General features: G+C 73.0%; 15 protein-coding genes. 6 read left to right on the top strand and 9 right to left on the bottom strand.

Annotated elements, in window-relative coordinates:
- Positions 1-19: 19 nt before the first annotated feature.
- From ABZ810_RS44855 to ABZ810_RS44830, 6 genes are all read right to left on the bottom strand, one after another.
- Positions 20-1,474: a solute carrier family 23 protein gene (locus ABZ810_RS44855; RefSeq protein ID WP_358413915.1), complete on the bottom strand. Its 1,455-nt coding sequence runs from the start codon at positions 1,472-1,474 to the stop codon at positions 20-22.
- Between the two features lie 13 nt (positions 1,475-1,487).
- A complete protein-coding gene (locus ABZ810_RS44850) occupies positions 1,488-2,846 on the bottom strand; it encodes an 8-oxoguanine deaminase (RefSeq protein ID WP_358413912.1) in 1,359 nt (452 codons plus the stop codon).
- A 316-nt stretch (positions 2,847-3,162) separates the two neighbouring features.
- Positions 3,163-3,399, bottom strand: a complete 237-nt coding sequence (locus tag ABZ810_RS44845) for a DUF397 domain-containing protein (RefSeq protein ID WP_358413909.1) — start codon at positions 3,397-3,399, stop codon at positions 3,163-3,165.
- A gap of 163 nt (positions 3,400-3,562) precedes the next feature.
- Complete coding sequence (locus ABZ810_RS44840) at positions 3,563-4,756, bottom strand: glycosyltransferase (protein ID WP_358413906.1); 1,194 nt, start codon at positions 4,754-4,756, stop codon at positions 3,563-3,565.
- Between the two features lie 262 nt (positions 4,757-5,018).
- Entirely contained in the window at positions 5,019-6,476 is a 1,458-nt protein-coding gene (locus ABZ810_RS44835) for a S1 family peptidase (protein WP_358413903.1), read from the bottom strand.
- A 128-nt stretch (positions 6,477-6,604) separates the two neighbouring features.
- Positions 6,605-7,219: a TetR family transcriptional regulator gene (locus ABZ810_RS44830; protein ID WP_358413900.1), complete on the bottom strand. Its 615-nt coding sequence runs from the start codon at positions 7,217-7,219 to the stop codon at positions 6,605-6,607.
- Positions 7,220-7,441: 222 nt separating this feature from the next.
- Between ABZ810_RS44830 and ABZ810_RS44825 the strand changes: the two genes are divergently transcribed.
- The 5 genes from ABZ810_RS44825 to ABZ810_RS44805 are packed head-to-tail and all read left to right on the top strand — an operon-like array spanning position 7,442 to position 13,806.
- Positions 7,442-9,061, top strand: a complete 1,620-nt coding sequence (locus ABZ810_RS44825) for an AMP-binding protein (RefSeq protein ID WP_358413897.1) — start codon at positions 7,442-7,444, stop codon at positions 9,059-9,061.
- A gap of 22 nt (positions 9,062-9,083) precedes the next feature.
- Entirely contained in the window at positions 9,084-10,193 is a 1,110-nt protein-coding gene (locus ABZ810_RS44820) for an acyl-CoA dehydrogenase family protein (RefSeq protein WP_358413894.1), read from the top strand.
- The gene (locus tag ABZ810_RS44815) at positions 10,194-11,366 is read left to right on the top strand and encodes an acyl-CoA dehydrogenase family protein (RefSeq protein ID WP_358413891.1); all 1,173 of its coding nucleotides are present in this window, start codon (positions 10,194-10,196) and stop codon (positions 11,364-11,366) included. It begins immediately after the preceding gene.
- Positions 11,363-12,643 carry an OB-fold domain-containing protein gene (locus tag ABZ810_RS44810; RefSeq protein ID WP_358413888.1) on the top strand — a complete coding sequence of 427 codons (1,281 nt, stop codon included), beginning with the start codon at positions 11,363-11,365 and terminating at the stop codon, positions 12,641-12,643. The genes ABZ810_RS44815 and ABZ810_RS44810 overlap by 4 nt, the downstream gene beginning before the upstream one ends.
- The gene (locus ABZ810_RS44805; RefSeq protein WP_358413885.1) at positions 12,640-13,806 is read left to right on the top strand and encodes a lipid-transfer protein; all 1,167 of its coding nucleotides are present in this window, start codon (positions 12,640-12,642) and stop codon (positions 13,804-13,806) included. The genes ABZ810_RS44810 and ABZ810_RS44805 overlap by 4 nt, the downstream gene beginning before the upstream one ends.
- A gap of 334 nt (positions 13,807-14,140) precedes the next feature.
- On the opposite strand, the gene ABZ810_RS44800 is transcribed toward ABZ810_RS44805, so the two are convergent.
- Positions 14,141-14,821 (bottom strand): TetR family transcriptional regulator, encoded by a 681-nt coding sequence (locus tag ABZ810_RS44800; protein ID WP_358413882.1) that lies wholly within the window; start codon positions 14,819-14,821, stop codon positions 14,141-14,143.
- 176 nt (positions 14,822-14,997) lie between these two features.
- On the opposite strand from ABZ810_RS44800, the gene ABZ810_RS44795 reads away from it, so the two are divergent.
- Positions 14,998-16,614 (top strand): MFS transporter, encoded by a 1,617-nt coding sequence (locus ABZ810_RS44795; RefSeq protein ID WP_358413879.1) that lies wholly within the window; start codon positions 14,998-15,000, stop codon positions 16,612-16,614.
- Between the two features lie 8 nt (positions 16,615-16,622).
- Here ABZ810_RS44795 and ABZ810_RS44790 read toward each other — a convergent pair whose 3' ends face one another.
- Both ABZ810_RS44790 and ABZ810_RS44785 read right to left on the bottom strand, forming a co-directional pair.
- Entirely contained in the window at positions 16,623-18,632 is a 2,010-nt protein-coding gene (locus ABZ810_RS44790; protein ID WP_358413876.1) for a serine/threonine-protein kinase, read from the bottom strand.
- Positions 18,633-18,642: 10 nt separating this feature from the next.
- Positions 18,643-19,851, bottom strand: a complete 1,209-nt coding sequence (locus ABZ810_RS44785; protein WP_358413873.1) for an RNA polymerase sigma factor — start codon at positions 19,849-19,851, stop codon at positions 18,643-18,645.
- Positions 19,852-19,860: the final 9 nt, after the last annotated feature.

The raw sequence follows: 19,860 nt of genomic DNA, 5'->3' as shown, positions 1-19,860 counted from the left end.
GGGCATGGACACCTCCCGGTCATGACCGGTCGGCCGGGCGCGTGCCCCTCGGCCGCCATGACGGCGCGTTCACCAGCAGCAGTTGCAGGACGACCGCCGTCACCGTGCCGACGACGATGCCCTGCGAGGTGAGGTCGGCGAGCGTGCCGGGCAGGGCCTTCAGCAGCGGCTCGCCGAGCGCGGGAACGCCCAGCCCCGCCATCAGCGCGACGGCGGCGACCAGGGCGCTGCGCTCGTCGTCGCGGCCGATGCGGCCGAGCGTGGAGACTCCGCTGAAGACGACGGTCGCGGCGGCGGGCAGGAAGAGCCCGCCGACGACCGGCGCCGGGGTCGCGACCAGTACGGCGGCGACCTTCGGGGAGAAGGCCAGCAGGATCATCATGACGGCCGCGATCCGGACGGTGTGGCGGCTGGCGACCCGCGTGAGCTTCATGAGGCCCAGGTTCTGCGCGTAGGCGGTCGTGCCGAAGCCGCCGAAGAACCCGGCCACCATCGATCCGGCCGCCTCGCCGGCGACGCCCCCGCTGAGGCGCCGGCCGGTCAGCTCCTCGCCGGTCAGCTCGGCGACGGCCTGGTACGTGCCGATCGCCTCCGCGACCGCGGCCAGGAAGATGACCGTCATGACGACCGTGACGCCGAGGTCGAACGACAACGCGCCGTACGGCAGCGGATCCGGCAGCGCGAACCAGGCGGCCCTGCCGACCTGCGCGAAGTCCAGCCGTCCGGCCGCCAGCGCCAGCAGGTCGCCGACGACGAGCGCGACGAGGAACGACACGGTCCGCGCCCGCCCGCCCGGCAGCAGGTACCCGCAGACGACGACGGTCACGGTCGTCGCCAGCGCGAGGCCGAGCGTGGCCGGGGTCGCGAAGTCCGGCGAGGCGGTGTCGCCGCCGAAGAACTCCAGGAACGTGAACTGCGCCAGGAGCAGCCCGACCAGGACCAGGACCGTTCCGGTCACGGCGGGCGTGAAGACCGAGCGGATGCGGTGCAGGACGCCGGTCACCGAGGCCAGCAGCACGATCGCCGCCGCGATGATCAGGCCGGTGCTCGCGACGGCGAGGGAGCCGGACCGCGCGGCGGAGATGGCCATCGCGTCGAACGCCGACGACGGGCCCTCGACGATCGGCAGCCGTACCAGCCTGAGCGTCTGCACGAGCGTTGTCAGCCCGGCGGCGAGGAAGGTGATGGTGACGAGGGAGGTCGCGAGCCCGGCGGACAGGCCGCCGACGCCGGCGATGAAGAGCGCGTCCAGCCAGACGTTCGACACCAGGACCTGCTGGGCGCCGAGCAGCAGGCTGCGGCCGAGCGGCGGCCTGTCGTCGATCCCGTAGATGAGCGCGGGCCCAGAGCCGGACGCGGATGTGGCGGTGCCGGGAGCCGCGGTGCCGGCGGCGGAGCCGGTCGCGGCGGCGGTCGCGGTGTCGGTCGCGGGGGTGGCGGGGACGTCGGGGGAGCCCGCGGGGAGGGTGGTCATGGTCGGGGTCCCTTCAGGTCAGGCGCTGGATGGCCGCGGCCACCCGCCGGTGTTCGCGGAGGTTCTCGGTGAGGGCGGGGAGGCGGAGCTCGCCCCGGTCCAGCAGGACGCGCCCGCCGACGACGGTCGTCCAGGCGCGGGCGGGCGCGCAGCGCAGCCAGGCCTCGACGGGGTCGGACAGGGCGCCGGCGAGGGCGACCTCGGGCAGGTCCCAGACGACGAGGTCGGCGAGCGCGCCGGGACGCAGATGCCCGATCTCGTCCTCCCGGCCGAGGCAGCGCGCCGAGCCGCGGGTGGCGATGTCGAGCGCGTCGCGCGCCGTCATGGCGCCGGGACCGCCGCGGTAGCGGCCGAGCAGCAGGGCGTTGCGCGTCTCCATCCACAGGGACGCGTGGTCGGTGGAGGCGGAGCCGTCGCAGCCGATCCCGACGGCCATCCCGAGGCCGCGCATCGTCTGGACCGGGGCGGTGTCACCGCAGATCAGCATGTTGGAGCTGGGGCAGTGCGCGACGCCCACCCCCGCCTCGGCGAGCCGCCGCGTCTCGGCCTCGCTGGGGTAGACGCAGTGCGCCACCCAGGTGCGGGCGGTGGCCCAGCCGACGCTCTCGAAGTACTCGACCGGCCGGCAGCCGTAGGTCTCCTGGCAGAACGTCCCCTCGTCGACGTCCTCCGCCAGGTGGGTGTGCAGCCGCACGTCCAGCCGTTCCGCCAGCTCCGCCGTCTCGATCATCAGCTCGCGGGTGACCGAGAACGGCGAGCAGGGCGCGAGGCCGACCCGGATCAGCGCGCCCGGCTCCGGGTCGTGATGGGCCAGCACGACGCGCTCGCTGTCGGCGAGCACCTCGTCGTGGGTCTGGGTGACCGAACGCGGCGGCAGGCCGCCGTCGTCCACCGACCGGGTCATCGAGCCGCGCGTCGCGTGGAAGCGGAAGCCGATGTCGCGCGCGGCCGCGATCTCGGCGTCCACCAGGCGCTCGCGCGGATGGACGTAGAGATGGTCCATCGAGGTCGTGCAGCCGCCCGCCAGCAGCTCGGCGATGCCGACGTAGGCGGAGAGGTAGACCGCCTCCTCGTCCAGCGCCGCCCACAGCGGGTACAGCGTGGTCAGCCAGGTGAAGAGCGAGCCGTTGACGGCGGGCGCGAACGAGCGTGTGAGGTTCTGGTAGACGTGGTGATGGGTGTTGACCAGGCCGGGCGTGACGAGCCGGCCGGCCGCCGAGACGACGGTGGTGGCCGCGGGCTCGGCGCCGGGGGCGCCGACGGCCTTGACACGGTCGTCGTTGACGGCGACCCAGCCGCCCGGGATCTCACGTTCGCCGTCGACGACGACGAGTTCGGCGTCGCGGACGAGCAGGTCGATGGGAGGGGACACCTGGTGACGCTCCAGACGTGGTCGTGGCTCTCGGGCCGGGCGACGGCACGTGCGCGGTGCGCGTGTGCCGTAAGCCCTGTCCCGGGTTCGCACGGACCCCGGATCGTCACTCACCTGCGGTGGCAGGCAGACGGGCGGTGGCCGCCCTCCTCTCAGAGACCTTCGGTGATCGAACGGGCACGAAGGTAGGGAGGCGGTGTTTCGCGGACCCGCCGGGTGCTTTTCGCGGACGTTAAAGACTTCTCACCGGTGGGCCGGCGCCGGCCGGCCCGGTGACCGGGAGGGGCGTGGACACCTCCCGGTCACGATCGGACGATCACAGGTCCGGCGGCGGCTCCTCGTCGAGGAGGTCGTCGAACTCGCCGTCCTTGACGCCGGCGATGAAGGCGTCCCACTCGGCCTCGGTGAAGTAGAGGATCGGGCCCTCGGGGTTCTTGGCGTCGCGCATGACGACGGCGCGTTCACCGAAGTCCTTGTGGCCGACCGGCACGTCCTTGCCATCGATGAACTCGATGATGACGCCGTCGCTGAGGATCGGCTCCTGCTCGCTCACTGACACACCTGCTCCGTTCCGCTGTGTGGTCGGCCTCCAGGTTAGTGGTGGACGGGCCCGCGGGGCGGCCATGACGCGTGATCCCCGGCCGCACCGAGGAGGGGTGCGACCGGGGACCGGTTCGGGCCGGCGCCGGACCAGGCGGCCGGGCCGGGCGACGGGGTCAGGCGGCGAGATCGAGCGGAGCCTCCTCCTCCTGCTCCTCCAGCTCGAGGAACCTGCCGTACACGCGGACCGTCTCCTTCGCGATGCGGTCCCAGGAGTAGCGCGAGTGCGCGCGGTCGGCGGCGGCGATCGCGTAGCCGGCCAGCGTGGTCTGCTCGGCGAGCAGCAGCCGGACGGCGCGGCCGATGGCGGTGGGGCGGCCGGGCGGCACGTGCAGGCCGGTGATGCCGTCCAGCACGCTGTCGGAGTTGGCGCCGACCGGGGTGGCGACGACCGGGACGCCGCACGCCATGGCCTCCAGGGGGGCCAGCGGCGAGTCGCCGCGCGGCGAGACGCACAGCGCCAGCTTGGCGGTGCGCAGCAGGCGCGGCAGGGTCTTGCGGGGCATCGCGCCGAGAAAGATCACGCGGTCGTCGACGCCGAGCTCCTTGGCCAGCATGCGCAGGCGGTGCACGGCCGGGTCGGTGTCCAGGTCCTCGCGGACCGGTCCGCCGGTGATGGCCAGCTCGGCGTCGGGGACGTGGACGAGCGACCGGATCGCGGTGGCCGGGCCGCCGTCCTCGAGGTCGCTGGACAGGACGACGAGGCGGTTGCGGTCGCCGCGCGGCAGGGACGGGCCGAGCTGGCTGAACTGCTCGCCGTCCACGCCGTACGGGGTGATGTGGATCCGGGTGCGGGCGATGCCCAGCTTCACCAGGCGCTCCACCTCGTCCTCGCAGCCCGCCACGACGGCGGCGGCGCCGCGCCCGATGGCCTTCTCCATGCGGACCCGGGCGGGGTGGACCGGCTCGTGCGCGGCGTTGCCGGGGCCGTGGTAGCTCTGCACGATCGGGACGTCCAGGTCGCGGGCGGCCGCGGTGGCGGCGAGCCCGGCGATCCAGCCGTGCGCGTGGACCACGTCGGGCCGGTTCCTGGTCCAGCGGCGGTGCAGCTCGGCCGCCAGGTCGCGGACGTGCGGCAGCAGTTCGTCGTCGGTGAGGGGCCGGGCCGGGCCCGCCTCGACGTGGACGAGGGTGGCGCCGTCGCCCAGCTTGGTGCGGCTGCGGGCGGCGTCGTCGGCGCGGCGGGCGAGCAGCGTGACCTTGTGACCGCTGCGGCCGAGGGCGCGGGCGAGCTCGCGGACGTGGATCGACTCGACGTCGTCGGTGGCGGTCGCGACGGAAACCAGGGAGATGTTCAGGGAACGGGACACGACGAGACCTCCGGGGGTCAGCACAGGGGCTACCAGGGAGGTGTCGTCGTCTTAGACACCGCTCACGTTGAGTTCTAACCCGTCGGGCTTCTCCCGAAACGCACCAATTGCTAAAGATCGCCGTTACCTGGGTCACACGAATGATCCCCGGCCGCGTCGGGAGGGACGCGGCCGGGGACCGGTTCACGGCCGAACGGCCTGGTGGGGCCGCCGGGTACGGCCTGGTGGGGCCGCCGGGTACGGCGTGGTGGAGCCGTGCGGGCTACGGCCTGGTGTAGCCGACCGTGTAGGCGCCCGAGCCGCTGTAGGCGTGGACGCGGTAGCGGTAGGTGCCCGCGGTGCCGTTGTAGCTGACCTGCTCGTCGGGACCGGGGCTGGTCGAGCTGGCCACGGTCGTCCAGGTGCCGGAGGTGTTGCGCTTCTGGAGGTAGAGGTCGAAGTCGACGCCCGCCGGGCCGTCGACGCAGCCCGTGTGGGCGCCGGAGACCGTCGAGGCGTAGCCGGCGCTGGGCTGGTACTGGTTGGCGCCGCTGCTGATCGAGCCGGTCACCTTGGTCGTGTACGCGTCGCAGTAGCCCGGGCCGGGACCGGGGCCGCCACCGCCGTCGGTGATCAGCTGGCGGCCCTGCCCGCCGAGGATGCCGAGCACCTCGGTGACGGGCTGGAAGTACGTCGAGTCACCGCTGCCCTGGCCGTCCCGGCAGGTGCCGGAGCCGCCGGAGGTGATGCCCTGGGCCTGGCCGCCGGTCTCGGTGAACAGCGCGCCGCCCGAGTCGCCGGGGTCGGCGCAGATGTTGGTGCGGATCAGCCCGGTGACCGTGCCCTCCGCGTAGTTGACGGTGGCGTTGAGCTGCTGGATCGTGCCGCACCACACCTGGGTGTTGGTGGTGCTGCCGGACCGGCAGACGCGGGCGCCGACGGCGGCGGCCGTCGCGCCGCGCACGGTCTCGTACGTGCCGTTCCACTTGTTGACGCGCGGCGTGGGCGTCCACTGGCTGTTGGTGTTGACCCAGGCGTAGTCGTTGCCGGGGAACGACGAGCCGCCGAACGCGCCCTGCGCGACCTGGTTGGCGCCGCTGGTGGACTCGCCGGTGTCGCCGCAGTGCCCGGCGGTGACGTAACCGCCGGTCACCGAGAACGCGACCGAGCAGCCCGCGGACGGCGTCCAGTAACGCTCGCCGCCGATGATGTCGTACAGCGGGCGCGGCCTGGCGTCCGACGTGACGATGCGCACGGCGTCGGCGTCCACGCCGCCGGCCTTGACGAACGCCGTCGCGGCGGCGGCCGACCTGGCCTCGACGACGACCTTGTTGCTCGCGGCGTCGACGTACCAGGAGCTGACCGCCGGGGCGGCTGAGCCCGCCTTGCGGTTCAGGGCCGCCTGGGTGGCGTTGAGGCTGCGTTCGCTGCGGGCGACCTTCCTGGGTGCCGCCCCGGCCTCGCGGATCGCGGCCGCCGAGGCCGCGTCGGTCGCCGCCACGGTGACGGTGCCGGATCCGTCGACCCAGGCGCCGGCGTACTTGGCGCCGAGGGTCAGGCGGAGCTTCTTCTGGATGCGGGTCGCCCGGTCGTCCGCTGGTGACGGTACGGCCGGGGCGGCTGCCTGCGCGCTCGTCCTGGTGGGGGAGCTTGCGCCGGTACTCGCCACCGCCGGGGCCGCCAGTGCCGCGACCAGGGTGGCCGAGGCGGCGAGCCCGAGCAGGAGGTGTGTGCGAGCCATGGGACTCTCCTGAGGGGGTGCGAGGGGAGAGGAAAGGTAGGGCGCCCTTCGGCGGGAATGTACGCACGCACCCGCCGCCCGGCAACGAATCAAGGCCGGGCGGTATTTCAGTGTGAGATTGCGTTCGCCTAGAAGTCCTCGAGCAGGCGGGCGGCGGCGATCTCCAGCTTGGCCTGGATCTCGTCGGCGGTCGCGTGCCCGCGCAACATCTCGATCATCTCCATCGTCCAGACGCTGCCGAGCGCGCGCACCAGGACGCGGCGCGGGTCGTCGGCGGGGAGGTCGTGGTCGGGGCCGACGGCGGCGCGCAGGAGCAGCCGCGACATGCGGTCACCGAAGTTGGTCTTGACGTCGGACAGCAGCAGGGACCGGATGAGGGCCTCGGCCAGCTCGGGCTCGCGCATCAGGCCGCGGGTGGCGCGCATCAGCACCTCGACGGCGCGCTGCGGCGGGTCGGTGGTGCGCGGCGGACGGCGGTCGATGCTGCCCTCGAGGAGGTCGAGCTCCTCGCTGACGACGGCGACGACGAGGTCCATCTTGGACGGGAAGTAGCGGTAGAGGGTGCCGAGGGCGACGCCGGCGCGTTCGGCCACGGTGCGCATCTGCATCGCCTCGACGCCGCCGCGCGAGGCGAGCGCGGCGGCCGCCTGCACGATGCGCCTGCGCCGTTGGTGCTGGCTGCGTGAGCGAACGCCCTGCTCGGGCGCCTGCTCCTGGCTGGTCGCCGCCGGCTCTGCGGTCACGGTCTCGCCTCTCGATGGGCGGGCGAGGAGCCCGCGCTGTCAATCCCCCGGGCCCTAGCGTACAGGCCGGGCAAGAACGTGTTATCTGAATTCGCTCGCGGCGGGTCCGGAGGGATGCGGCTCACACGATCAGTAAACCCTGACATGCGTGGCGAATCCCCTGTATCGGGGGAGTGATCACGCCTCTGGACACAGACTAGAATCTGTTCTAGTTTTTGCGCCATGACGGTGGCGGCGATGCTGACGGCGAGGGCCGGCGATGAGCGGCCGGGCCTGCGGAGCGTGGACGACGGTCGTTCGTGGACCTGGGCCGAGGTCGTGCGCGAGAGCGCCGGCCGGGCCGCGTGGATGCGCTCGATGGCGAAGGCGGACCGCCCCGTGCATGTGGGCGTGCTCCTCGACAACGTGCCTGAGCTGGTGTTCCTGGTGTCCGGGGCGGCCCTGGCGGGATCGGTGATCGTCGCCCTCAACACCACCCGGAACGCCGCCGAGCTGGCCGGCGACGCCGAGCGCGCCGACGTCGACCTGGTGGTCACCCAGTCGCGGCACGCCGAGCTGGCCGCCGGGATCGGGCGGCCCGTCCTGGGCATCGGCGAGGCCGAGTACACCGGCCTGCTCGCGCCGTACGCCGGCGCCGCGCCCACCGCGGACGAGGGCGTCGACGAGCAGAGCCTGCTCATGCTGATCTTCACGTCCGGCACGTCCGGGCGCCCCCGCGCGGTCCAGGTCACGCACCGCAAGGTCGTCGTGCCGGGGGAGAACCTCGCGAGCCGGATGCTCGACGCCGAGTCGGTCGTCTACTGCCCGATGCCGCTCTTCCACTCCGGCGCGATCATGGCGGCGTACGCGCCCGCGCTGGCCGCCGGGGCCGAGCTGGTGATCCGCGGCCGGTTCTCCGCGTCCGGGGTGCTGCCCGACGTGCGCCGCTTCGGCTGCACGTACCTGCACTACGTGGGCAAGGCGCTCTCGTACGCGCTGGCGACCCCCGCCAAGGACGACGACGGCGACAACCCGCTGAAGTTCGCGTTCGGCAACGAGGCGGCGCCGCTGGAGCAGAAGGCGTTCGGCGAACGGTTCGGCTGCTTCGTGATCGACGGCTACGGCTCGACCGAGACGGCGATCGCGCTGACGCCCGAGCCGTTCGGCCCGCCCGGCGCGCTCGGCAAGCTGACCGAGGGCATCAAGGTGCTCGACCCCGAGACGGGCCGGGAGTGCCCGCCGGGACGGTTCGACGCGTCCGGCCGGCTGCTGAACGGCGAGGACGCGATCGGCGAGCTGGTCAACACCGCCGGGCTCGGGCTCTTCGACGGGTACTACAACGAGGACGCCCCCGACCGGTTGCGGGACGGCATGTTCTGGAGCGGTGACCACGCCTACACCGACGAGAACGGGTACGTGTTCTTCGCCGGCCGCACCGCCGACCGCCTGCGCGTGGACGGCGAGAACTTCGGCGCGGCCCAGGTCGAACGGGTCCTGGCTGAGCTCCCCGGCGTCCGGCAGCTCGCGGTCTACGGCGTGCCCGACGCGGCGGCCGGCGACCAGGTCATGCTCGCCCTCGCCGCCGACGGGTTCGACCCCGAGGCGTTCGCCGCGTACCTGCGGGGCCGCGCCGACCTCGGCCCCAAGTGGCCGCCGCGGTACGTGCGGGTGATGGGGGAGCTGCCCGCGACGGCCTCCAACAAGATCCTCAAGCGCCGGCTCGTCCAGGACGGCTGGCGCACCGACGACCCGGTGTGGTGGCGGCCCGGACGGGACCTCGCCTACCGCCGGATGACCCCCGAAGACGTGGCCGTGCTCGCGACCGAGTTCGAACGGCGCGGTCGCGCGCACTTGCTCGACTGATCTCCTTGAAGGGAGTGGATGAGTGGACTTCAACCTCGACGAGACCCAGCAGGAGCTGCGGGGGCTCGCCGCCGACCTGCTCGCGCGTGAGGCGACGCAAGAACGCCTGGAGGCGTTCGAGAAGAGCGGCGCCCCGTACGAGAAGGGCATCTGGAAGGCGCTCGCCCAGGCGGGACTGCTGGGCATCTGCCTGCCGGAGGAGCAGGGCGGCGCCGGGTTGGGCCCGATCGAGCTGACCGTGATCCTGCGCGAGATCGGCGTGCACGTGGCCCCGGTGCCGGCGTACGCCTCGCTCGCGCTGGCGGCGGTGCCCGTCGCGGCGCACGGCACGGACGAGCAGAAGTCCCTCCTCGCCCCGCTCAACGAGGGCGAGTCCATCCTGACCGGCGCCTACCGCGAGATCGGCCCGGCGGGAACGGTCCGAACGACGGCGCGGCGCGACGGCGACGGCTTCGTGCTGGACGGCGTCAAGACCTTCGTGCCGTACGCGGCGGAGGCCGCCCGCATCCTCGTCCCGGCGAACGTCGAGGGCGAAGGCGTCGGGGTCTTCCTCGTCGAGCCGGGCTCGGTGACCCTCACCCCGCAGCCGTCGGCGACCCGGGAGCCGCTGTCGCGGCTCGGTCTCGACGGCGTCCGCGTCGGCGCGGACGCGCTCCTCGGGGGCGTCGCGGACGGCGCGGCCTGGACGACGCTCCGCCGCTCGGCGGTCGCCGGGGCGGTCGCGCTGTCGTCCGGCGTGATCGAGGGCGCGCTCGACCTCACCACCGAGTACGTGAAGACGCGCGAGCAGTTCGAGCGGGCGCTGGCGCAGTTCCAGGCCGTGACCATGCAGATCGGCGACGTCTACATCGCCAAGCGGGCCCTGGACGTGGCCGTCTGGGCCGGTGCGTGGCGGCTGGCCGAAGGTTCCGGCGACGTGGACGAGGTGCTCGCGATCGCCTCGTTCAACGCCGCCGACGGGGTGCTGAAGGCGCTCTACACCTGCCAGCACCTGCACGGCGGCATCGGGCTCGACGTGACCTACCCGCTGCACCGGTTCTTCGCCTGGGGCAAGCAGGCCGGGCACCTGCTCGGCGGGGCCGAAGACCAGCTCGACACGCTCGGCGCCCTCGTCGCCGCACAGGAGGCGTAAGTGTTCATCGACCTGACCGACGACCAGAAGAAGTTGCGCGCCGAGCTGCGCGAGTACTTCCGGAACTGCCTCGACGCCGAGCAGCGCGCCCAGATCGCCAACGACCCGTTCGGCGAGCACTACATGGAGCACAGCAAGCGCCTCGGCCGCGACGGGATGCTCGGCGTCGCGCTGCCCAAGGAGTACGGCGGGCGCGGCTACGGCCCGATGGAGCAGCAGATCTTCGCCAACGAGATCGCGCGCGCCGAGGTGCCGTACCCGATCATCACGCTCAACTCGGTGGCGCCGACGATCCTCCAGTACGGCACCGACGAGCAGAAGACGTTCTTCCTGCCCAGGATCCTCGCGGGCGAGTGCCACTTCGCGATCGGCTACAGCGAGCCGGGCGCGGGCACCGACCTGGCCTCGCTGCGCACCACGGCGGTCAAGGACGGCGACCACTACGTCGTCAACGGGCAGAAGATCTTCACCTCGGGCGCGCACTACAGCGACTACGTCTGGATGGCCGCGCGCACCGACCCGGACGCCAAGAAGCACAAGGGCATCTCGATGCTGATCGTCGACTGCAAGGACCCCGGGTTCTCGTGGACGCCGATCGTGACGATGGACGGCAGGCACCACACCAACTCCACGTACTACCAGGACGTGAAGGTGCCGCTCGACATGCTCATCGGCGAGGAGAACAAGGGCTGGGACCTCATCGTCAACCAGCTCAACCACGAGCGCGTGACGCTCGGCCCGGCGGGCAACATCGGCCACACCTACGACCGGTTCGAACGCTGGGCGCGCACCGCCACCGGCCGGGACGGCGAGCCGCTCATCAACGAGCCCGCCGTACGCCGCGCCGTCGCCCAGGTGTACGCCTACCTGCGCGTCAACGAGCTCCTCAACTGGCAGGTCGCGGCCAACATGGACCTCGGCTGGCTGGGCGCGGCGGACGCGTCCGCCACCAAGATCTACGGGTCCGAGCGCATGCAGGAGGTCGGCCGGATCGTCGGCGACACCCTGGCGCGCTTCGGCGACCCGGGCGACCCGGTGACCGCCGACTTCGTCAAGCGGCTCGACCACGGCGTCAAGGGCGCGATCGTGCTCACGTTCGGCGGCGGCGTCAACGAGATCCAGCGCGAGCTGATCGCCATGATCGGCCTCGGCCTGCCCCGGGCGCCGCGGTGACCGCCGAGACGCCCGTGCACGACCGGCTCATGGCGCTGGCCGAGGAGCTGGCGTCGGCGGGCGAACGCGCCGGGGCGCCCTGCCTCGACCCGGTGAACGCCGCGATGATCCGCAACTGGACGGCGGCGCTCGGCGACGCCGGCGACTGGAACGAGGTCGCCCCGCCCGCGATGCTCCAGGTCTGGTCGATGCCGGGCCAGGTCGCGCAGAAGGGCTTCTCGGCGGCCGACGCGATCCTGAGGCTGCTGAACGACGCGGGCTACACGGGCGTCGTCGCGACCAACTGCGACCACACCTACGACCGCTACGTGAAGATCGGCGAGCACCTGCGGTCGACCATGCGGTTCGGCGGCATCGCCGGGCCCAAGAAGACCGGCATGGGCGAGGGCTACTTCGTCACCTGGTACCAGACCTGGTACGACGAGAACGACGAGCGCGTCGGCGAGATGCTCTTCCGGGTGCTGAAGTTCCAGCCCCGCAAGCGGCGGCCCAAGAGCGCGCCGATGAAGCCCGCGATCGGGCAGGACACCGCGTTCTACTGGGAGGGCGCCAAGGAGGGCGAGCTGCGCGTCCAGCGCTGCGCCGACTGCGGCACGCTCCGGCACCCGCCCGGCCCGATGTGCCCGTCCTGCCACTCGACCAAGCGCGACCACGTGGTGGCGTCCGGGCGCGGCACGGTGCACAGCTACGTCGTGCACCACCACCCGCCCGTCCCCGGCAGGACGCCGCCGTACGTCGTCGCCGTCATCGATCTGGAGGAGGGCGTCCGCGTCGTCGGCAACGTCAACGGCTGCCCGCCCGAGGACGTCTCGGTCGGCATGGCGGTGAAGCTGGTCTTCGAGAAGATCGACGACGACGTCACGCTGCCGCAGTGGGCGCCCGCCGACGCGCCCGAGGTGGTGGCGGAGCCCGCCGCCGAGGGGCCGCCCGCCGACATCGAGATCCCGCTGACGCCCACGTTCGTCATCGCGACGGCGCTGGCCACGCGGGACTTCACGCCCGTCCACCACGACACCGAGCTGGCGCGGGCCCAGGGGACCAAGGACATCTTCGTCAACATCCTCACCTCGATCGGCCTCGTCCAGCGCGCCGCGCTCGAGGCCGAGCCCGGCGCGGTCCTGGAGACCATCTCGGTGCGCCTGGGCGTCCCCGCGTACGCCGGGGACACCATGCGGGTCTTCACCGAACGGGTGGACGCCACGACGTTGAAGGTGCGCGGCGCGGTCAGCCTCGGCGACCACCTCACCGCCACCGTCAAGATCAAGGAGAACGGGTGAGCAGCCTCTCAGGAAAGGCGGCGATCGCGGGGATCGGGGCGACGGAGTTCTCCAAGGAGTCCGGCCGCTCGGAGCTCCAGCTCGCCGCGGAGGCGTGCCTCTCCGCCATCAAGGACGCCGGGCTCAGCCCGTCCGACGTGGACGGCCTGGTCACGTTCGCCGCCGACGGCAACTCCGAGATCGCGGTGCAGCGCGAGCTCGGCATCCAGGGGCTGCGCTTCTTCTCCCGGGTCGAGTACGGCGGTGGCGCGGCGTGCGGCACGGTCGCGCACGCGGCCATGGCCGTCGCCACCGGGCAGGCCGACGTCGTCGTCTGCTACCGCGCGTTCAACGAACGGTCGGGGCACCGCTTCGGCCAGGCCAACCGCTCCACGCGCGTCGACTCGACCGGGCTGGAGTTCTCCTGGCACCTGCCGTACGGGTTCGCGACGCCCGCCGCCTGGGTCGCCATGCAGGCCCGCCGCTACATGCACGAGTACGGCGCGACCAGCGAGGACTTCGGCCGGGTCGCGGTGGCCATGCGGCGGCACGCCTCGACCAACCCCAAGGCGTGGTTCCACGAGCGCCCGATCACGCTGGAGGAGCACCAGGCGTCGCGCTGGATCGTCGACCCGCTGCACCTGCTGGACTGCTGCCAGGAGTCCGACGGCGGCGTGGCGATCGTGGTCACCAGCGCTGAGCGGGCCCGCGACCTGCCCAACCCGCCCGTCGTGATCAACGCGGCGGCCCAGGGCACCGGGCCCGACCAGATGATGATGTTCAGCTACTACAGCGGCGACCTGGCCTCGCTGCCCGCGATGGGCAACGTCGGGTCCCGCCTGTGGGAGCAGTCGGGCCTGGGCCCGGCGGACGTCCAGACGGCGATCCTGTACGACCACTTCACCCCGTTCGTGCTGATCCAGCTGGAGGAGCTGGGCTTCTGCGGGCGCGGCGAGGCGCGCGACTTCATCAAGGACGGCGGTATCGAGATCGATGGCAGGCTTCCGGTCAACCCGAACGGGGGTCAGCTGGGTGAGGCGTACATCCACGGCATGAACGGCATCGCCGAGGGCGTGCGCCAGGTCCGCGGCACCTCGGTCAACCAGGTGCAGGACGTCCGCAACGTCCTGGTCACCGCCGGCACCGGCGTCCCGACCAGCGGCCTGGTCCTCGGCGCCGGCTGACGTGCCCGCCGCCTGACCTGCCCGCCGCCTGACGTGCCCGCCGGGGCGTCAGGCGGTGAAGAGGGACAGGTCGGGCTCGGTGCCCACCCAGGCGCCGGTGACGATGCGGCGCGGCAGGTAGTCCGACTCGACCTCGACCGTCCAGCCGCGGTCGTGCGCGGCGCCAGGCCAGGGCGAGCGCCTCGATCGAGATGAGCGCGTCCTACCCGCCGCGGTCGGCCACGGAGTAGTACTGCCGGTAGAGGTCGAGCGCCTCGGCCAGCGCCGTGCCGAACCCCGCCGGGTCCGGTGTCCTTGAGGAGCCCGGCCGTGTCCGCCGACGCCGCGCGGGCGGTTACTCCGGGCGCGGTGCGGAGGGGAAGTTGAGGCCGCCCTCGATGATGGCGAAGGCCTGGTCGGCGGCCTCGGCCAGGGACACGTCGCCGCAGGCCTCCCGGTATTCCTGGATCATGTCGGCCGCGGCGCGGAAGGCGCAGTTGGCGGTGGCCGCCACCACGTGCGGGCGCAGGTCGCCGGCCGGGTCGACGCCCATCCGGTCGGCGACGACGCGGGTCAGCGTGGCCTGCTTCTTCTGCGCGTGCTCCAGGCTGCCCGCGAGCAGGGTGGTGCTGTCCTGCATGAGGGTCATCATGCAGTCGAACCGTTCGGTGGCGAAGCCCAGCTCGCCCCGCTCGGCGGCCTCCATGATGCCGACGACCGCGCGGCGCATCGCGGTGATCACCGGCTCGTCCGGGGGGCGGGCGGTGAGGGCGTTGAGCAGCGCCTGGAACTGCTCCTCCTGGAACGTCAGCGCCACGTCCTCCTTGGAGGCGAAGTAGCGGAAGAACGTCCGGGACGACACGTCGACGGCGTCGGCGATCTCTTCGACCGTCGTGGCGTCGAAGCCCTTCTCGGCGAAGAGGTCGAAGGCCGCGTCGATCAGGGCCTCGCGCGTGCGCTGCTTCTTGCGTTCGCGCCGGCCCTGGGGCTGGGTTTCCGGACCCGCGGGGTGGGCCTCGGGGGCGGTCGCGCTCATGGGCGAAGTGTAACGGGCCGATGATCCTCCGCCAACAGTCGTTCGGTGAATATTGTCGTGATCTGAATCATGTCTCAAAGTGAAAGTAGACGTTTGACGACATCTGTCATCCTATGACACTTTGAACGCGAACAGAGACACCGCCAACGCACGGCCGTTCCACTGGAGGCACCTTCATGTCCCACACCGCGGGCACCGATGTGCTCGACGCGCATCCCCAGAGGCCGCGGGACGGCTCCCGCGGCCGCCCCGCCAGAGCCGGCCACGGCCATCCGTGGCTCACCCTGGTCGCCGTCGCGCTCGGCGTGATGATGGTCGGCCTGGACGCGACCGTGGTCTCCATCGCCAACCCGGCGATCGCCAGGGACCTCGGCGCCGACCTGTCCGGGCTGCAGTGGGTGACCAACGCCTACATGCTCACCATCGCCGTCACGCTGATCCCGGCGGGCAAGATCGCCGACCGTTTCGGCCGCAAGGGCACGTTCATCGCCGGCGTGATCGGCTTCGCCATCGCCTCGGTGCTCATCGGGCTCTCCGGCAGCCTCGGCATGGTCATCTTCTGGCGGGTCGTGCAGGGCTTCGCGGGGGCGCTCCTGCAACCCGCGAGCCTGGCCATCCTGCGCAACACCTTCCCGGCCGACAAGCTCAACGCCGCCATCGGCATCTGGGGCGCCACGGTCGGCATCTCGATCGCCGGCGGCCCGATCGTGGCCGGCCTGATGGTCGAGAACGTCAACTGGGAGTCGGTCTTCTTCCTCAACGCCCCGCTCGGCGTGATCGCGCTCGCGGTCGGGCTCTGGGTGATCCGCGAGTCCAAGGACGAGGACGCGCGCGGCTCGTTCGACGTCCCCGGCGTCGCGCTGCTGAGCGCCGCGCTCTTCGCGCTGGTGTGGGGCCTGATCAAGGCGGGCGAGTACGGCTTCGGCGACCCCGTGCCGCTGTGGTCCTTCGCCGCCGCCGTCGTGATCGGCGCCGCCTTCGTGGTGAACGAGCTGCGCGCCGAGCACCCGCTGCTGCCGCTCGGGCTCTTCAGGTCGGCCTCGCTGTCGGCGGCGACCGGGCTGATCGTGCTCGGCTTCTTCGGGATGTTCGGCACGATCTTCTTCATCACGCTGTACCTGCAGCAGGTGCACGGCATGAGCCCGGTCGACGCGGGCGTGCGGATGTTGCCGATGACCGCCGTCTTCATCGTCGCCTCACCCATCGCCGGCGTGCTGACCAGCCGGTTCGGGCCGCGCGTGCCGCTGATGCTCGGCATGGCGTTCACCGCGACCGCGCTGTTCGGGCTCTCCCGGATCGGCGTGGACGCGCCGTACGTCCAGCTGTGGCCGTGGTTCGTGCTGGTCGGCCTGGCGTTCGGTTTCGTCCTGGTCGCCGGGACCGAGGCGATCGTCGGCAACGCGCCGCCGCGGCTCGCCGGCGTCGCGGGCGGCCTCCAGCAGACCGCCGCGCAGATCGGCGGCGTGCTCGGCACGTCGGTGCTCGGCACGCTGCTGTCGACCAGGGTCGGCGACATGCTCTACGGGCGGCTCACCGACGAGGGCGTGCCGGACGCCGCCGCCCGGCAGGTGACCGAACAGGGCGCGGGCCTGGTCTCGCAGGGCGTCGCCCCGGTGCCGCCGGGAACGGCGCCGGACACCGCGGAGGCGATCACCGCCGGCAGCCACCTGGCGTTCATGGACGGCTGGGAGACCGCGATGACCGTCGCCGGTGCGGTGGCCCTGGTGGCGATCCTCGCCGCCGCCCTGGTCCGCCGCGGCCAGACCCCGGTCGAGGGCGGCGTCGCGATCTGACCCGAGGGTCACGGGGTGCTCAGCGGCACGATCCTCAGGTTGGCGTCGGACTTCTTGTCGTAGGCGGAGACGACGGCGACGTCCACGCCGTTCACCCTGGTGAGGGCGAGGTCGGACACGCTTTCCAGCGTCGGGACCGTCCGGATGTTCCGCAGGGTCTCCAGGTCCCAGACGGTCAGCGCGTTGGCGGGCGAGCCGGTCACCACGACCGGCCGCCCGCCCACCTCGCCGACGGCGAACGCCACCGAGTCGTTCATGACCTTGGAAGCCTGGTGGGCGGGGATCGTGCCGCGCCGCCGCCCCGTGCGCGCGTCCAGGACGACCAGGTTCTCCTCACGGCCGGCGACGACCACGGACCGGCCGCCGCCCGCGCGGCCGAACTCGACGCGCCATCCGGGACTGGGCACCTTCATCGTGCGGACGACGTCGAGGCTCCGCGCGTCCAGGATCCTCACCAGGTCGTCCTGGAGCTTGACCGAGGTGAACATCTCCATGCTGACGACCACGTCACGACCGTCCAGGCGGCCGGTGACCAGGTCGTTCACCCAGCGTTCGCCGCCGGCGACGCCGGGCAGCTCGTCGCCGTCGTCGAGGTCGCGCCGGTTGAGCTCGGTGCCCGCCGCCTGGTAGACCGCGTGCCGGTCGATCGCCACCGCGCGCGTCTCCTTGCCCCAGAGCTCGGGCAGTACCTCCCGGCCGCTGTTCAGGTCCCAGGCGCGCAGCGCGGTGCCCAGGCCGCCGAGACCGAGGGGGCCCCGGTCGCCCTCCTCGACGCCCGCCACCACGATCGGGCGCCCGCGCAGGCGCCCGATCGCGACCGCGTTGACGTCGCTCTTGAACTTCATCTTGCGCAGCTCGGTGCGGGAGGTCAGGTCCCAGACGCGCACCATGTGGTCCCGGCCGCCGGAGACCGCGACCGGCTTGCCGTTCACCTCGGCCACCGCGACCGCGAGCACGGCGGCGGTGTGGCCGCGCAGCGGCTCGCCGGGGAGCTTCGCGGGTGGCGTTCCGGACGGCTTCGCGCCGCCGCCGATGCCGCCGAGGGTCACCGCGTCGCCGATCCACACGGTGACCGCGACGAGCAGGACGGCGGCGACGGCGAACGCGATCGAGGTGCGGGCCAGCGGGCCGAGGCCGCCGGGCGGGCGCAGGTCCCGGGTGCTTCGCACCTGCCGCACCGGGGGATCGGCGGCGGCGCGCAGTACGCGGGTCGCCGGGGCGTTGCCCGTGGTGAGCGCGGTGACGAGCTCGCCCGCCGCAGGGCGTCCGGCCGGATCCTTGGAGAAGGCGCGGCGGACGAGCCCCGCGAGCGGCTCGGGCAGGTCGGGGAGCGCGGGCTCGCCGTCGAGGATGCGGTCGCGGAACCCCTCGCCGGTGCCGAACGGCGGCCGCCCGGTCGCCGCGTACACGACCACGCCCGCCCAGGCGAACACGTCCGCGGCCTTGGTCAGCGTCTCGCCGCGCACCTGCTCGGGCGCCATGTAGGACGGCGTGCCGAGCACGCCACCCTGCCCGGTCAGCTCGGTCTCGGAGTCGTCGAGCCGGGCGATGCCGAAGTCGATCACGCGCGGCCCGGCGTCCGACAAAACGATGTTGGACGGCTTGAGGTCACGGTGCAGGACGCCGCAGCCGTGCACCGCGTCCAGCGCCACCGCGACGCCCGCCGCCAGCTCGATCAGCGCGTCGCCGGTGAGCGGCTCGCTCTCCAGGACGCGCACGTCCAGCGTCGGCCCGTCGATGTACTCCGTCGCGATGTACGGCGGCTCGGCGTCCAGGTCGGCCCGCACCACCGGGGCCGTGCACGAGCGCGGCACCCGCCGGGCCGCCGCGGCCTCCCGGCGCAGCCGGGCGCGCAGGCGTGGATCGGCCGCGTACTCGGGACGGATCACCTTGACGGCGACCAGGTCGCCGGAATCCGGCTCGGCGGCGAGATAGACCACGCCCATCCCGCCCGAGCCGAGCAGCCTGCGGACCCGGTAGGGCCCGATCGTCCGCGGCGAGCCCGCGCCCCCCGTCACCTCCGGCCGGTCAGTCCTGGCCGGGAGTGGGCACCGGGTTGGACGACGGGCTCGGCGTGGTCTCCGTGGGCGTCTCCGTCGGCTCGGTCGGCGTCGGGGTCGGGGTCGGGTCGCCCGGGTCCTCGGTCGGCGGGGTCGTCGGGGGAGTGGTCGGCGGGTCGGTCGGCTCCTCCGGCGGCGTCGTCGGCGTCTCGTCGTCGGGCGGCGCCGGCGGGTCCTCGGGCGGCGACGGGTCGCCGGTGGCGGTGCTGCCGGGCGGCGTGACGCTGCCGGGCGCCGACGGGTCCTGGCGCGCGAGGCCGCCGCCGGTCTCCGCGGCCGGGGCCGGGCTCTGGTCCGGGGTGCCGGCCCCGGTGGTGCCGCCCTTGGCGGTGCTGCCCAGGCCGGGCCGTTCGGTGGCCGACTGGTTGGGGCTGCTGGCCGGGCGGTCGCCGCCCGTCCGGGTGGCGTCGCTGGTCCCGGCGGTCGGCACCAGCGACGCCGCGCCGCCCTTGGACGAGGTCGGCCACGACACCAGCAGGCCGATCGCCGCCGCGGCGGACGCGGCGACGCCCGCCAGCGCGGTCAGGCTCCTGGCCTTGCGGCGCGGCTGCCTCACCGCGGCGACGTCGGAGCCGATGACCACGACCGGGTTGGGCGCGACGATGCCGGTCAGCGGCCGGGTCATCTCGCCCTCGAACGCGGCGAGCGCACGTTCGCGCAGCCACACCGGCGGCTGGGCGGGCGTGCGGCGGGCCAGCAGCTGGGCCAGCGAGCCCTTCTCGAACGCGGCGATGACGTCCAGGCTCTGCGGGCCGGTGTCGCGCATCAGCACGTCGAGCACGGCGCGTTCGAGCCGGGTGCGGGCGACGTTCAGCAGTTGCCGCACGGTGTCGGGGGCGATGCCGAGCACGCGCGCGATGTCGCGGACCTCCAGCCACTCGCCGGCGTGCAGGAGCAGCACCTCGCGGTGGTCGGCGCGCAGCGTGCTCGCCGCCCGCAGCAGCGGGTCGGGGTCGGCCGACATGCCGAAGGCACGATCCAGCGCGCCGCGGTCGATGCAGGCCGACCGGGAGAGGGCGTAGAGCCAGAGCACGCTGTCGCCGCGCGGCGGATGCTGGACGGTCGCGGCGAAGGTGTCGGCGACCGCGTCCGCGGCCTCGTCTCCGACGAGCGACCAGCAGTACGCGTACAAGCGGGCGGCGTGCGCGTCGTACAGGGCTCCGGGGTCCCCGCGCATGCAGACCTC

The sequence above is a fragment of the Spirillospora sp. NPDC047279 genome, from assembly GCF_040643285.1.
GTDB lineage: Bacteria > Actinomycetota > Actinomycetes > Streptosporangiales > Streptosporangiaceae > Spirillospora.
The sequence above is the reverse complement of the archived record's forward strand: the minus strand, read 5'-3'. Positions and strand labels throughout refer to the sequence as shown.